This is a genomic window from Arthrobacter sp. JZ12, assembly GCF_035189165.1.
Taxonomy (GTDB): domain Bacteria; phylum Actinomycetota; class Actinomycetes; order Actinomycetales; family Micrococcaceae; genus Arthrobacter_D.
This window is the reverse complement of record NZ_CP045246.1, coordinates 2,636,114-2,649,442: the sequence shown is the minus strand read 5'-3', so window position 1 is coordinate 2,649,442 and position 13,329 is coordinate 2,636,114. Positions and strand designations below refer to the sequence as shown.

Below are 13,329 nucleotides of genomic sequence, written 5' to 3'. Positions count from 1 at the left end.
TCGTTTCCACGGCGGGCTCTGTTGCATCAGTCCCGCTGCAGAATCCTCCAGGAAAGCCGGGACCATGAAGACCCTCACCTCCACACAACCCACCGCCACCCAGCGCGGGACCGCGCCGTTGCCTGCACCCTCCGAGCTGCTGGCCGAGATTCCGGGCAGCGTTGAGATTTCAGATTCCATCCGCCGCTCGCGTGAGGACATCCGGGCCGTCCTGAACGGAGTGGACAATCGCCTGCTGGTCATTGCCGGGCCCTGCTCCATTCACGACGCGGAGGCAGGACTCGAGTACGCCAGGCTGCTTGTGGGCGCTGCCCGGGAGCACCGCGAGGACCTGTTGGTGGTCATGCGTGCCTACTTCGAGAAGCCCCGGACCACCGTCGGGTGGAAGGGGCTGATCAACGACCCGCATCTCGACGGCAGCCACGACATTGCCACGGGGCTGCGCGCCGCGCGCTCCTTCCTTGTAAAGGTTGCGGAGCTTGGGCTGCCCGTGGGGACGGAATTCCTCGAGCCGATCAGCCCGCAGTACATTTCGGACCTGGTGAGCTGGGGAGCCGTGGGTGCCCGTACCACCGAGAGCCAGATTCACCGTCAGTTCGTCTCCGGACTGCCTATGCCGGTCGGCTTCAAGAATGGAACCGACGGCGGCATCGGAGTGGCGCTTGATGCGTGCGCTGCAGCGTCTGCGCCGCAGTCCTTCCTGGGCATTGACGACGACGGTCGCGCCGCCGTCGTCTCCACCGCCGGAAACCCGGACACACACTTGATCCTGCGCGGCGGGGCCAGCGGCCCGAATTACGGTGCCGGCCACCTCGCAAATGCGACGGCGAAGCTAACCTCGGCCGGGCTCAATGGTCGCCTGATCGTGGACGCGAGCCACGCCAACAGCGGCAAGGATCACGAGCGGCAGGCGGGAGTGGCGCGGGAGCTGGCGGAGTCAGTGGCTGGGACCGAAGTCATTGCAGGGGTAATGCTGGAAAGCTTCCTGGTGCCGGGTGCCCAGAAGCTGGATGTTGCAGCACCCCGCGAGCTTGTCTACGGGCAGAGCGTCACCGATGCCTGCATGGGCTGGGACGTGACCGCCGGTGTGCTGGCCGATCTCGCGGAAGGATCGCGGCGCCGTCGTACTGATGGCAAGCCGTGACCGACCCGTGCTTTCACTTTGGTCACTTCAACCACTACAGTATCTCCCTAGACGGATAACCTCAGGTCTCAAGGCGACACGCCGTCCGGCGATCCTCAAGGAGCGGACCGCCAATCTCAGGGTTAGGTCTCAGAGAGAAGGACAGTGGTGAGATGACGAGCGGGAGCAGCTTTTCCGACGTGCGCTTCCTTACAGTCGCGGAAGTGGCCGAGGTAATGCGGGTGTCCAAGATGACTGTTTACCGGCTGATCCACGCGGGAGATATGCCGGCGGTACAGTTCGGAAGGTCATACCGGGTGCCTGAGTCGGCCGTCCAGCAGTATCTGCGGTCGGCGTCCATCGACGGGCAATCCAGCACCGGCTGATTGCCGTCGGGCCCCGCTGCGCGCCGGGCGTCTTCGTCCGGTCAGGAAGGCCGGTTTGAGCGGGTACTCTGTTAAGAAGCGTTTCGCGTAGACGGCCGTTTTGGTGCGGCCGCACGGTGCACGTCCTGTGCGCGCACCAACCTGTCAGATTCGAGCGTCCCTGCCGCCGGTACCGGTCGGTAGTGGTTGTCCGGAACCGGAATGAATAGTTTGTGAGGACTCTATGGGTTCAGTAATTAAGAAGCGCCGCAAGCGTATGGCAAAGAAGAAGCACCGCAAGCTGCTTCGCAAGACCCGCCACCAGCGCCGCAACAAGAAGTAGCATCGCATCCGGTCCGCCAGTCAGGCGGGCCGGTTTTGCATTTAAGGCCTGAACTGCGTGCGAAGCGGCGAAACGGGATGCTTCAGGGGAGGATGGTCAGCCCCTGAAGCGCGCGAAACCGCGCCAGAGGCCGTACACCACACCTGCTCCCGTTGCCGCCTTGAGTCCGAGCGTCGCCGCACGGCGGCCGCTGCGGAAATCGTAGATGGGCCAGTTGTGGTCGCGGGCGTGCTTGCGCAGCCGGTGATCCGGGTTGATGGCAACCGGGTGACCCACCATGGTGAGCAGCGGAATGTCGTTGTAGGAGTCGCTGTATGCCCAGCATCGCGAGAGGTCCAGTCCTTCAGTTTCAGCCAGTTCCTGGACAGCGGTGGCCTTCGCAGGACCGTGAAGGAATTCGCCGACGAGTTTGCCTGTGTAGAGGCCATCGGCCACCTCACCGACCGTTCCCAGCGCTCCAGTCAGCCCAAGGCGATTCGCGATGACACTGGCGACCTCCACCGGTGTGCCCGTGACCAGCCAGACCCGGCGGCCGTTTCGCAGATGCTGCTCGGCCAACGCCCTGGCTCCCGGCCAGATTTTGGAGGCAATCATCTCGTCGTAAACTTCCTCGCCCAGGGCGAGTACATCCTCGTGAGCAATTCCGATCGCGAAGGCCAGGGCGGCGTCCCTCACCGCATGGATATCGGTCATGTTCTCCCCGCGCATGACAAACCGCAGCTGTTTCCAGGCCAGGCCGGCTGCGAAGCGAAGGGTGAATGCCTTCCGTTGGTACATTTTCCGGGCCACGTGGAAGAGGCTGGCGCCGCGCATCATGGTGTTGTCGACGTCGAAGAAGGCCGCTTCGCCGAGCTGGCCGCCCAGCGGTGCCGCCTCCGCCGGCACGCTCTGCTGTGCAGTGCCGGGTTCGACGGCGGGTTGGAGACTGGGCGCGGACATACCCCGAGTCTAATCACTGCCAGCCACGCCCGAGGCGCCCCAATGCGGGGCGCGGCCAGTAGGGTGGAAGCCATGAGTCAGCATGTGCAGGGAACGGATGCCGCTGCGGAGGACTGGACCTCCGGCCTGGTGCTGGTCACACGCCCGGACTGTCATCTGTGCACCGCTGCGCGAGAGACGGTCGATCGGGTTGCCAAGGACCGGGGTGTCGCCTGGAAGGAAGTGTCGGTCACTGATCACCCGGAGCTGCTACAACGCTTTTCCGAGGAAGTTCCGGTGCTGCTTCTGGACGGTGTGCAGCGGGACTTTTGGACGATCGACGAGGTACGCCTGCGGCGTTTGCTCGCCTAGCCGGTTCGTCGCGAACTTTGAGGGCACCACGGCGCGATCTAAAGTTGTCTTACCCCGTCGTCATCCTCCGGCGGGCCGCCGGCGCCATCCGGGCCGCCGACGCACAGTGATGGAGCGATGAATCAGTGAGCATGTCGGAAATACCCGGGCTGCGTACTCCGGCCGGTGATCAGCAGGGCAGGCACATTCCGCCTGCGTCGCTCGCGCGCCTGACCATCTACCTACGGGCACTGAATTCACTGCTGGCCGAAGGCATCGAGAGGGTGTCTTCCGAGGAACTGGCCGACGCGGCCGGTGTCAATTCACCGATGCTGCGCAAGGACCTTTCCTATCTCGGTTCCTACGGCACTCGCGGTGTGGGCTACGACGTGCAGTACCTGAACAGCCAGATCTCCACCGCCCTTGGCCTGACGCAGGACTGGCGCGTTGCCATTGTCGGTGCGGGCAACCTCGGCAGGGCCCTCGCGGGATATTCAGGCTTCCAGTCGCGAGGTTTCGAAGTGGTTGCTCTGTTCGATACCGACCAGATGATTGTGGGCACGGAGGTGGGTTGGCTGCGCGTGAGCCCCGTCCAGGAGCTAGCCACGGTGCTTCACCGGACGCGCGCCAATATGGCCGTACTTGCGGTGCCGGCAGCGGTGGCGCAGGAGTTGTGCGACGAACTGGTGGCTGCAGGCATCACCAGCATCCTCAGCTTCGCTCCGGTTGTGCTGCAGATCCCCGATCACGTCCAGTTGCGCAAGGTGGACATGGCCACGGAGCTCCAGATTCTTGCCTATCACGCGCAAAGGGCGCAGGACCCCGATCTTGAGACCGGATCCCGCGCCCGTGCTGCACAGTAGCTGAACCGCTTCACCTCAGTAGCTGTAACGCATTACCTCAGTAGGTGAGCTGCTGGGGTTTGAAGTAGGGATTGGAGGGCTTGAGCCAGCAGAGCACAACTCCGGCCACGCCCAGCAGGGTGATGAGGATGTTCAGTGTGATTTCCAGTCCGCCGGGCTGAAGGCTCTGTCCGCCGAGTTGCTGCTGGACCTCGGGATTACCCTGCAGCGCGGCGAGCGTAACCCAGCTCATGATCAGAAGCAGCAGGGAGATCGCGGCGAGCACAGTGGCGGTGATGCGGGCCCAGTTGTGGCCCTTGCGGATGAAGATGGCCAGCAGCACGTAGATGCCGGTGGTAACCAGCCCGACGACGATGGCAATTCCGATGGCTGCGCCCTGAAGGCTTGCTGGAGTGCCGCTGGCAGCTCCGCCGCCCAGCAGTGTCGAGATGAAGTTGAGAACGCCGGCAGCGATGATTAGCCAGAACGCAAGGTTCACTTCCCGGGGCAGCGGAGGGCGCGCCGACGTCGGCATTGAAGCAGCGCTGGGGTAGGCGTAGCCGGAGGGCTGGGCCGCCTGGTAGGAGTACGGCGAAGCAGGCTTCTGCGGCTCGGGCGACAGGCCCGCGCCGGAGTTTTGGGTGGGACCCGGTTCTGCCGGATTCAGGGGATCTGTCCCGGAGAGATGACGCGGATCGCGTTCGGAAGGCTGTGGGTCATTGGGTGGGATGCTCATGGGCTCAGCGTACCTTCGTGGAATGCGGCGGAGGCGGATCCTGAGGATGAATAAACAAGGGGCGCACCGGGTGGTCCGGTGCGCCCCTTGTCGGGATTCTGCAGTGTGGTGCAGTGCCTAGTTGGCCGAGGGGGCCACGAAGGCTGCATCCAGGTTGATGGTGACCTTGTCACCGACCAGAACACCGCCGGCTTCGAGGGCAGCGTTCCAGGTCAGGCCGAACTCCTTGCGGGAGATCACGGTCTGGCCGGAGAAGCCGGCGCGGGTGGCGCCGAACGGATCGACCGCGACACCGTTGAACTCGGTGTCGATGACAACCTCTTTGGTGATGCCGCGGATGGTGAGGTCACCGATCAGCTTGTAGGTCTCGCCCGCACCCTCGACGCGGGTGGACTCGAAGGTCATCTCGGGGAACTGCTCAACGTCGAAGAAGTCTTCTCCACGGACGTGCGCGTCGCGGTTCTCGTCGTTTGAGTTGAATGATGCGGTCTTGATGGTTGCGGTGACCTTGGAGTCCTCGAGGGAGGAGCCGACCTGCAGGGAAGCGTCAACGGTGTCGAAGTTGCCGCGGACCTTGCTGATGCCTGCGTGCCGTACGGTGAAGCCGACCTCGCTGTGTGCGCCGTCGAAGTTCCAGGTGCCCTGGGTGAGTCCGGTGGGGATTGCCATGATCTTTCTCCTGATCTCGGTAACTAATCGTGTGGCTGATCGGTGATCGGCCGGGACGGCTGATCGGGTGTACCTGTAATAAACATGCGTTTGCATCTTTTATTCCAGAGTTTGCTTCAACTTTCAAATATTTTTTTCCGCGCACTACAGGAGCGGTCCGGGGACGGGTTGCAGGAGCGCTTCGGCTTGGGCAGGGACGGGGGTGAAATAGAGCCGATTTAGCCTCAGGTATCAGAGGGTGCGAAACTTGGTATATGCCCACAGCCACCGTTCATCTTGTGCGCCATGGTGAAGTACATAACCCGGATGGGGTCCTCTACGGCCGGTTGCCGGAGTTTCACCTGTCCGAGCTCGGCCGCGAGATGGCCGAGCGGGTTGCCACGCACTTCGTTGAGCGGCGCAAAAGCGGGTCCGAGATCGTGCATCTTGTCGCCTCGCCGCTGACCCGCGCGCAGGAAACCGCAGAGCCAACCGCCCGTGAGTTGGGTCTGACGGTGGTGACTGACGAACGCATCATCGAGGCGGAAAACAAGTTCGAGGGAATGGCGCAGGTTGCCCAGCAGTTGCGGCACCCCCGGCACTGGAAGTCGCTGCGCAACCCGTTCACGCCCTCCTGGGGCGAGCCCTACCAGGCACAGGTGAAGCGTGTCATGGACGCGGTGAACGACGCGCGCCGCCAAGCTCTTGAGATCACCGAGGGCCGGAACGCAGAAGCCATCATGGTCAGCCACCAGTTGCCCATCTGGGTTGCGCGGCTAGCGGCTGAAAAGAAGCGGTTGTGGCATGACCCCCGCCAGCGCAGGTGTTCCCTGACTTCGGTCACCTCTCTCTATTTCGACGGCGATGACCTCACCGGCGTCCGGTACGAGGAGCCCTGCGCGGACCTGCTGCCCCGTGCGAAGAACCTCCCGGGAGCGTAATACCATTACTACGCGTTGTAGAACTTTGTGGAAGCTGTTGTGACTCTTTCGAATGTTGCCCCTCGCCGTCGTCGTTATGCCGGCAGGCTGATGCGCCTTGTCGCGCCCGCGGTGGCTGCCGCCGTCGTACTTTCCGGCTGTGCCGCCCAGGATCCGCTGGCGCAGCAGGCCGCCGAAGGGAACAACAAGAATTACATTGCCGGCGACGGTTCAGTGACCGAGTACGCGGCAGGGGACCGCGGTGAGCCGGTGGAGATTGAGGGGTCGCTGTATGAGGGGCAGACGGTGTCCTCGGCCGAGTGGCCCGGCCAGGTGACGGTGCTCAACTTCTGGTACGCCGCCTGCGCACCCTGCCGGGAGGAAGCACCGGACCTCGTGGCCCTGCACGATGAGTTCCGGCCGCAGGGCGTGCAGTTCTACGGCGTGAACATTCGGGACGGCAAAGAAAACGCCGAAGCGTTCGAGCGGAACTTCGAGATTCCCTACCCGAGCTTCAACGACTCCGACGGCGGCGTCCTACTGTCCATGACCAGCTACGTTCCGCCGCAGGCCGTTCCGACCACCATCGTCCTGGACAAGGAGGGCCGGGTTTCTGCCCGCATCCTTGGACTGGCTGACAAGGGAACCCTCAGCGCGCTCATCGACTCCGCGCTGGCGGAGTAGCGGACGTGCTCTCTTCCGGTATCCCCACTGCGCTTGCCCCCGCCGGCAATGCGTTCGCCGACACGGTTCTCAACGGTTCCATGGTGCTGGCCCTGCCCGTTGCGCTGCTGGCCGGGCTCGTGTCGTTCGTTTCACCGTGCGTCCTGCCGCTGGTGCCCGGCTACCTGGGTTACGTCAGCGGGCTGACCGGAGTCGATCTCGAACAGCAGAAGCGTGGGCGCATGGTGGCCGGTATCGGGCTGTTCGTCGTCGGGTTTTCGCTCGTTTTCATGGCCTACGGTGCACTTTTCGGGCAGTTGGGTGCCTGGATGGCCGGTTCGCAGGAGTGGCTGCTTCGCGTGTTCGGGCTGGTCGTGATCGTGCTTGGCATCGTGTTCATGGGCGGGCTCTCCTGGTTCCAGCAGGACCGCAAAATCCATGCCCGCGTCCCCAGCGGACTCTGGGGTGCGCCGCTGCTGGGCCTGACGTTCGGGCTGGGTTGGGCTCCCTGCATCGGGCCCACTCTTTCGGCCGTTCAACTGCTCGCCTTCTCGAACGACGGCGCCAGCGCCGCCAAGGGCGCATTGCTCACCTTTGTGTACTGCCTGGGACTGGGAATGCCGTTCCTGCTGATCGCACTCGGACTGAGGCGCGGCATGGGCGCTATGGCGTTCTTCCGGAAGCACCGTCTGCTGCTGCAGCGGTTTGGTGGAGGAATGCTCATCGCTGTGGGCGTCCTGATGGCGTCGGGCGTCTGGAATCTCTGGATCAATGAGCTCCAGCAGTGGCTCGGCAGCGTGACGCTGCCCATCTGAGACAACTGACTGGAAAGCTGAAGCGAAGGAACACCTGATGGCACCAAAGGACCGCGAGAGCGAGGTTGCGCTTCCCGCACTGGGATTTGTGGGAACCCTGCGCTGGATCTGGACGCAGTTGACCAGCATGCGTACCGCGTTGTTCCTGCTGCTGCTGCTCGCCGTCGCGGCCGTCCCCGGGTCCCTCTTCCCGCAGCGGCCCGCAAACCCGGCCGTCGTTACCCAGTACATCCAGGACAACCCGGAGACCGGTCCCGTGCTGGACTGGTTCCAGCTCTTCGACGTCTATTCGTCCGTTTGGTTCTCGGCCATCTATCTCCTGCTGTTCATTTCGCTGATCGGTTGTGTGATTCCCCGGGCCATCGCGCACGCAAAGGCCTGGCGTTCCAAACCGCCTCGCACCCCGAGCAGGCTCTCCCGCATGCCGGTCCATGGAGCGTTCACCCTTCCCGCAGGCCGCGCGTCAGTGGGCTTTGGATCAGCAGGCGCGGGCCGGGAAGGGGGCCGGCCCGATTCGGCGCGTGCCGCCGTCGTCGACGCCGCCGCAGTGCTGAAGAAGCGCGGCTACCGGGTGGACATCCGGGACGAGGACGGGGCCCGGCCCTCGGTCGGGGCTGAAAAGGGCTTCGCCAAGGAACTGGGCAACCTGGTCTTCCACCTGTCCCTGATCGGTGTGCTGGTCTCCGTGGCCGTGGGCGGGCTGTTCGGATACCGGGGGCAGAAGATCCTGGTTGAGGGGGACACGTTCGTGAACACACTCGTGGGCTACGACTCCTTCACGCCGGGCACCAACTTCTCCGAGGACAACCTCGATCCCTACTCAGTCCGGCTCGATGCCTTCGACGTGCAGTTCGACCGCCAGGTCACGCACTACGGCCAGCCCATCGATTTCACCGCCACGATGACCACGCGGTCTGCTCCCGGCGCCGAACCCGAGGAGCAGATCCTCAAGGTGAACGAGCCGCTGACGATCGGCGGCACCAGCGTGTACCTGGTGGGCAACGGATACGCTCCGGTAGTCACGGTGCGCGACGGTGACGGCAACATCGCGCACCAGGGCCCTGTGGTGTCCATTCCGCAGGACGGACTCTTCACCTCGCTGATCGTGCTCAAGGCGCCCGACGCACGGCCGGACCAGCTCGGTTTCGTGGGTTTCTTCCTTCCCACCGCGGCCATCGACGAGAACGGTGTCTCGTTCTCCCGTGACCCGGATCCCTTCCTGCCGCAGCTGAACCTCAACTCCTACTACGGCGACCTGGGACTGGACGACGGCGAACCCCAGAACGTGTACGTCCTGGACACCGACAACCTCACTGAGCTCAACAGCCGTAACCTCGAGGCAGGTGGAATCGTCCTCGATCCGGGGGAGACCGTGGATCTGCCCGAGGGCAAGGGCTCCATCACCTTTGACGGGCTGAGGCGCTATGTGGCCCTGGATATCACCCACGACCCGGCGGAACTCGGAGCCCTGGTGTTTTCTTCCCTAGCGCTTGCCGGGCTGGCTGCATCCCTGTTCATCGGCAGGCGGCGCGTGTGGGTAAGGACCGGGACCGACGACGGCGGGCGCACAACGGTGGAGTACGGCCTGCTGGCCCGTGGCGAGGACCACCGGCTAGCCGGGGAAGGCGCAGCCCTGGAGAAACTGTTGCGGGCACGCTGGCTGGCGGAGCCCACCGAAGACGACGACAATGAAACAGCGCATGCGGGGGCGTCGGCGCACCAGAGCGGTAAGGACAACTGATGCAGAACATAAACCAGACCCTCGGGCAGTACAGCGAGCTGTTCATGTTGCTCGCGGCGCTCGCCTACACCGTGGCCTTCCTTGCCTTCACCTGGGACCTGGTCCGAAGCAGCCGCCGCATCCGGGAGATGGAGGCAGGGCTGGTCGAGTCTGCCGAGGAGCGCGAACTTGTGCTTGCCGGCGCGGTGGCTGCGGGCAAGCGCGGGCGCTCCGCCGGCGCTGAGGCTCCCGCCGGCAGCACCGCCGACGACGCGATGCAGTACCGCGGCGAGCGGCGTGCGATCGCGCGTGTCGCCGTCGCACTCACGGTACTCGCGGCGATCATCCACACTGTTGCCGTAGTCAGCCGCGGCATGGCCGCCGGCCGCGTGCCCTGGGGCAACATGTACGAGTTCTGCACCACCGGCGGACTGGTGGTCGCCGTCGTCTTCCTGCTGGTTCTGACGCGTAAGGACCTGCGGTTCCTGGGGACCTTCGTCATCGGCCTCGTGGTGGTCATGCTCTGCGCTGCGACCATCGGATTTCCGACGCCGGTGGCCAACCTGGTGCCAGCCCTTCAGAGCTACTGGCTCATCATCCACGTCTCGGTTGCGGTGGCTGCTTCAGCGCTGTTCACGCTGACCTTCGCGATGTCGGTCCTGCAGCTCCTGCAGGCTAACCGGGTTGCCCGCCTCGCCGCCGGCGGAAGCGACCGGATGCCGTTCATGCGGCTGGTCCCGTCCGCACTGAGCCTCGAGAACCTCTCGTACCGGATCAACGCCATCGCCTTTGTACTGTGGACCTTCACCCTGATGGCCGGAGCGATTTGGGCCGAGCGCGCATGGGGACGGTACTGGGGCTGGGACACGAAGGAAGTCTGGACCTTCGTGATCTGGGTGGTCTACGCCGGGTACCTGCATGCACGTGCAACGCGCGGTTGGACCGGAACGCGTGCCGCCTGGCTCTCCATCGTTGGCTACCTGTGCATTGTCTTCAACTTCACGATCGTGAACATCTACTTCTCAGGACTGCACAGCTACTCGGGCGTCTGACCTTTAGACCCCGTAGGAGGGGAGTCTCAGGCGGTCTTGCCGTCGCTGGGAGTTCCCTCGTCGTCGTGCTTTTTCTTGTGCTTCTCCGCGTCGCGGGCGCGGCGCTCTGCTTCTTTCCGGCGCTGTTCGGCCTCACGGGCCTCCTGACGCCGCCGTAGTTCCAAATTGCGGAGGAACTGGGGATCGTCATCCGGGGCGGTGGGACGGCCAGTGGAGCGCTGGCTGGGTCGGTCGTCACCGCGCGGTCGGCCGAAAAGGAACCAGAGTCCGGCACCCAGCAGCGGCACAAAGAGGATGGTGAGCACCCAGGCGGGCTTGGAAATGCTCCGGACTGCGTTTGCGCGGCTCATCAGGCAGTCGAACAGTGCGTAGATGATGACGGCGATCCCCAGGATCACGAGGAACAGCAGCAGTCGGGGCATGCATCAATTGTAGGCGAGTAAACTTGGGACGTGCCTTTCCTCAAATTCACCGCTCTTCGCCTCGGCCTCGTCGCGGTGTTCTTCGTTATCTGTTACTCGCTGGGCCTCGGCGCAATCTTCTCGATCATCGCCGCCGGCATTCTGGCGTGGTGTGTAACCTACCTGTTCTTCCGCGACATGCGTAACAAGGCGGCGGCTTCGCTGCAGCGGCGCTTCCGCGACGGTGCACCGCCGGTCCGCAACGCCCACGAGCTCAGGGATGCAAACGCGGAGGATTCGCTTGACCCCAATACGCCGGTCAACTCGGACCGGCGTCAGCCGTAGTTCCCGGACGCGCGGAAGTCAGGCCAGCCCGCCGGACAGCACCAGTCCCACCGCAAAGAGCACGCTGAAGCCCAGATTTATGATGCTGGTCTGCTTGAGCACGGGAATGAGGCTGCGCCCTTTCTTGCCGTTGAGCATCAGCCAGCTCGGCATCAGGCACAGCGGCGTCAACAGCAGGACCAGCAGCACCCACGGGTGGTCGTAGATGAGGAACAGCGGAAGCAGCAGTGCAACCGCGAGCATCATCACGTAGCTGATGCGGGCAGCGGTGTCGCCCAGCCGGACCGCCAGGGTGAGCTTTCCAGCCTCCCGGTCCGTGGGGATGTCGCGCACGTTGTTGGCCATGAGCAGGGCCATGGCGAAGATTCCCGTACTGATCGCCCCGATCCAGGCCGGCCCGCTCACCGTGCCGGCCTGCGTGTAGGTGGTCCCCAGCGTTGCCACCAGGCCGAAGAAGACGAAGACAAACAGGTCTCCGAGCCCAAGGTAGCCGTACGGGTTCCGTCCCCCTGTGTAGCCCCAGGCGGCAGCGACGCAGCCCAGTCCCACCAGCAGCAGGAACCACGCCTGCGACAGCACCACAAGAACAATGCCCGCAAGCATCGCCAGAGCGAAGCACCCGAATGCGGCCCACTTCACGTGAGAGGGTTCGGCCGCGCCCGAGCCGGTCAGCCGAAGCGGGCCGACACGGTCGTCGTCAGTCCCCCGGATCCCGTCGGAGTAGTCGTTCGCATAGTTCACCCCGATCTGCAGCAGTATTGCGACAAGCGCAGCCAATACGGCATTGACGGGCTTGAAGCCACCCAGTTCGAACGCTGCGGCGCTGCCGATTATTACGGGAGCTATCGCCATCGGGAGTGTGCGGGGACGGGCACCCTCAACCCATTGCGCAGCTGTGGCCACGGTACTCCTTCAAAATCTGTGCCTGCTTGCTTCTAACTTCAGTGCCTTACAGCGCGGTCTGCTCAAACAGCGCCCGCACGGCCAGCCGGTCCGGCTTCCCGTTAGGCAGCATAGGCAGCCGATCGAGGGTCAGCACGATCTTCGGAGCGGCGTGCGACCCCAGTTGGTCCTGCGCGTGGCGGCGGACCGCGTCCGGATTGACGGAGCCGACGACGGCGGCAGCCACCTGCGCGCCCCACTCCGGGTGCGCTATCCCGAGCACCAATGCTTCACTGACGCCATCCATGCCCTCCAGGACGCTGGCGACCGCGGTTGCGGAGACCTTCAGGCCCCCTGTGATGATGACATCGTCCATCCGGCCGCGAACGGTGAGGACGCCGTCCTCCACAGTCCCGTCGTCGTCAGTGCGGAACCAGCGCCGGCCCGAATTGAAGGGGAACTTCTCCCGAGTCAGCTCCGGCTTGCCGAGATAGCCTTCGGCCAGGACCGGGCCGCTGATCCAGAGGCGGCCCTCTTCAGTGGTGAGTTCGACTCCGTCCAGGGGGACGCCGTCGTAAACGCATCCGCCGCAGGTCTCACTCATGCCGTAGGTGCGCACGATTTTCAGCCCGTGGCTACGGGCCTTTTCGCGCAGGGCATCGGTGACGGCCGCGCCGCCCAGCAGGATGGCATTGAACCGCTGCAGGACCTTGATTGTTTCCGGCGACGGGTCCTCCAACAGCCGGTGCAGCTGGGTGGGGACGAGTGAGGTGAACCGGACCCTGTCGGTCAATTCAGCGGCGGCCTGGGTGAAGCCTTCCGGGGTGAAACCGTCTGCGAGATCCATTGCCCACGGGCGGGTTCCGGCGTAGAGCGAGCGCACCAGCACCTGGAACCCGGCAACGTAATGAACCGGAAGCGTGAGCAGCCACTGACCCTCAGCCTTCAACGCATAAGCGGTGCCCATTGCGGAGGCGGCGAGGGCGTCGACGCTCAGCATCGTTTGCTTGGGCATGCCCGTGGATCCGGAGGTGCTGAGCACGGCGGCAATCTCGTCGTTGGGGAGCTCGCCGTCGAAGGGCTGATGCGCATCGGCGTGTGGGGCGACTGCCGGACCCTCACCTGCAAGTGCAGCGGCGAGGGGCTCCAGAAGAGCGTGCGGGTTGTATCCGGGGGCGGTGTGGACGGGAAGGAGTTCCATCGAA

The 13,329-nt window shown here is 64.3% G+C and carries 17 protein-coding genes; 11 read left to right on the top strand and 6 right to left on the bottom strand.

Annotated features, from left to right (window positions below; all coding sequences use genetic code 11):
* Positions 1–64: 64 nt before the first annotated feature.
* The 3 genes from GC088_RS12290 (at position 65) to GC088_RS12280 (ending at position 1,831) form a co-directional block, all read left to right on the top strand.
* Entirely contained in the window at positions 65–1,144 is a 1,080-nt protein-coding gene (locus tag GC088_RS12290; protein WP_323959280.1) for a 3-deoxy-7-phosphoheptulonate synthase, read from the top strand.
* A 152-nt stretch (positions 1,145–1,296) separates the two neighbouring features.
* Positions 1,297–1,509, top strand: a complete 213-nt coding sequence (locus GC088_RS12285) for a helix-turn-helix domain-containing protein (RefSeq protein WP_323959279.1) — start codon at positions 1,297–1,299, stop codon at positions 1,507–1,509.
* A gap of 223 nt (positions 1,510–1,732) precedes the next feature.
* Positions 1,733–1,831 carry a 30S ribosomal protein bS22 gene (locus tag GC088_RS12280; RefSeq protein ID WP_003792170.1) on the top strand — a complete coding sequence of 33 codons (99 nt, stop codon included), beginning with the start codon at positions 1,733–1,735 and terminating at the stop codon, positions 1,829–1,831.
* 96 nt (positions 1,832–1,927) lie between these two features.
* On the opposite strand, the gene GC088_RS12275 is transcribed toward GC088_RS12280, so the two are convergent.
* The gene (locus GC088_RS12275; protein WP_323959277.1) at positions 1,928–2,770 is read right to left on the bottom strand and encodes an HAD family hydrolase; all 843 of its coding nucleotides are present in this window, start codon (positions 2,768–2,770) and stop codon (positions 1,928–1,930) included.
* A gap of 72 nt (positions 2,771–2,842) precedes the next feature.
* Between GC088_RS12275 and GC088_RS12270 the strand changes: the two genes are divergently transcribed.
* Together GC088_RS12270 and GC088_RS12265 are read left to right on the top strand one after the other, a co-directional pair.
* The gene (locus tag GC088_RS12270) at positions 2,843–3,121 is read left to right on the top strand and encodes a glutaredoxin family protein (protein WP_323959276.1); all 279 of its coding nucleotides are present in this window, start codon (positions 2,843–2,845) and stop codon (positions 3,119–3,121) included.
* Positions 3,122–3,252: 131 nt separating this feature from the next.
* On the top strand, positions 3,253–3,963 hold the full coding sequence (locus GC088_RS12265; RefSeq protein WP_323959275.1) for a redox-sensing transcriptional repressor Rex: 711 nt from the start codon (positions 3,253–3,255) through the stop codon (positions 3,961–3,963).
* A gap of 37 nt (positions 3,964–4,000) precedes the next feature.
* Here GC088_RS12265 and GC088_RS12260 read toward each other — a convergent pair whose 3' ends face one another.
* On the bottom strand, positions 4,001–4,678 hold the full coding sequence (locus GC088_RS12260; protein WP_323959274.1) for a hypothetical protein: 678 nt from the start codon (positions 4,676–4,678) through the stop codon (positions 4,001–4,003).
* Between the two features lie 117 nt (positions 4,679–4,795).
* Positions 4,796–5,347 carry a YceI family protein gene (locus GC088_RS12255; protein WP_323959273.1) on the bottom strand — a complete coding sequence of 184 codons (552 nt, stop codon included), beginning with the start codon at positions 5,345–5,347 and terminating at the stop codon, positions 4,796–4,798.
* A gap of 254 nt (positions 5,348–5,601) precedes the next feature.
* On the opposite strand from GC088_RS12255, the gene GC088_RS12250 reads away from it, so the two are divergent.
* From GC088_RS12250 to ccsB, 5 genes are all read left to right on the top strand, one after another.
* Positions 5,602–6,267 (top strand): histidine phosphatase family protein, encoded by a 666-nt coding sequence (locus GC088_RS12250; RefSeq protein ID WP_323959272.1) that lies wholly within the window; start codon positions 5,602–5,604, stop codon positions 6,265–6,267.
* Between the two features lie 90 nt (positions 6,268–6,357).
* Positions 6,358–6,930, top strand: coding sequence for a TlpA family protein disulfide reductase (locus GC088_RS12245; protein WP_323962061.1), 573 nt, complete (start codon positions 6,358–6,360; stop codon positions 6,928–6,930).
* An 80-nt stretch (positions 6,931–7,010) separates the two neighbouring features.
* The gene (locus GC088_RS12240) at positions 7,011–7,724 is read left to right on the top strand and encodes a cytochrome c biogenesis CcdA family protein (RefSeq protein WP_323962059.1); all 714 of its coding nucleotides are present in this window, start codon (positions 7,011–7,013) and stop codon (positions 7,722–7,724) included.
* 37 nt (positions 7,725–7,761) lie between these two features.
* Positions 7,762–9,465, top strand: a complete 1,704-nt coding sequence (gene resB, locus GC088_RS12235; RefSeq protein ID WP_323959271.1) for a cytochrome c biogenesis protein ResB — start codon at positions 7,762–7,764, stop codon at positions 9,463–9,465.
* Complete coding sequence (ccsB, locus tag GC088_RS12230) at positions 9,465–10,496, top strand: c-type cytochrome biogenesis protein CcsB (protein WP_323959270.1); 1,032 nt, start codon at positions 9,465–9,467, stop codon at positions 10,494–10,496. Before resB ends, ccsB begins: the two co-directional genes overlap by 1 nt.
* A 26-nt stretch (positions 10,497–10,522) precedes the next feature.
* On the opposite strand, the gene GC088_RS12225 is transcribed toward ccsB, so the two are convergent.
* Entirely contained in the window at positions 10,523–10,918 is a 396-nt protein-coding gene (locus GC088_RS12225) for a PLD nuclease N-terminal domain-containing protein (protein ID WP_323959269.1), read from the bottom strand.
* Between the two features lie 30 nt (positions 10,919–10,948).
* Here GC088_RS12225 and GC088_RS12220 point away from each other — a divergent pair, with 30 nt between their 5' ends.
* Complete coding sequence (locus GC088_RS12220) at positions 10,949–11,242, top strand: DUF4229 domain-containing protein (protein ID WP_323959268.1); 294 nt, start codon at positions 10,949–10,951, stop codon at positions 11,240–11,242.
* Between the two features lie 18 nt (positions 11,243–11,260).
* Here the strand turns inward: GC088_RS12220 and GC088_RS12215 are convergent, their stop codons facing one another.
* Both GC088_RS12215 and menE read right to left on the bottom strand, forming a co-directional pair.
* Positions 11,261–12,145: a 1,4-dihydroxy-2-naphthoate polyprenyltransferase gene (locus GC088_RS12215; protein ID WP_323959267.1), complete on the bottom strand. Its 885-nt coding sequence runs from the start codon at positions 12,143–12,145 to the stop codon at positions 11,261–11,263.
* Positions 12,146–12,191: 46 nt separating this feature from the next.
* Complete coding sequence (gene menE / locus GC088_RS12210) at positions 12,192–13,325, bottom strand: o-succinylbenzoate--CoA ligase (RefSeq protein ID WP_323959266.1); 1,134 nt, start codon at positions 13,323–13,325, stop codon at positions 12,192–12,194.
* Positions 13,326–13,329 lie beyond the last annotated feature (4 nt).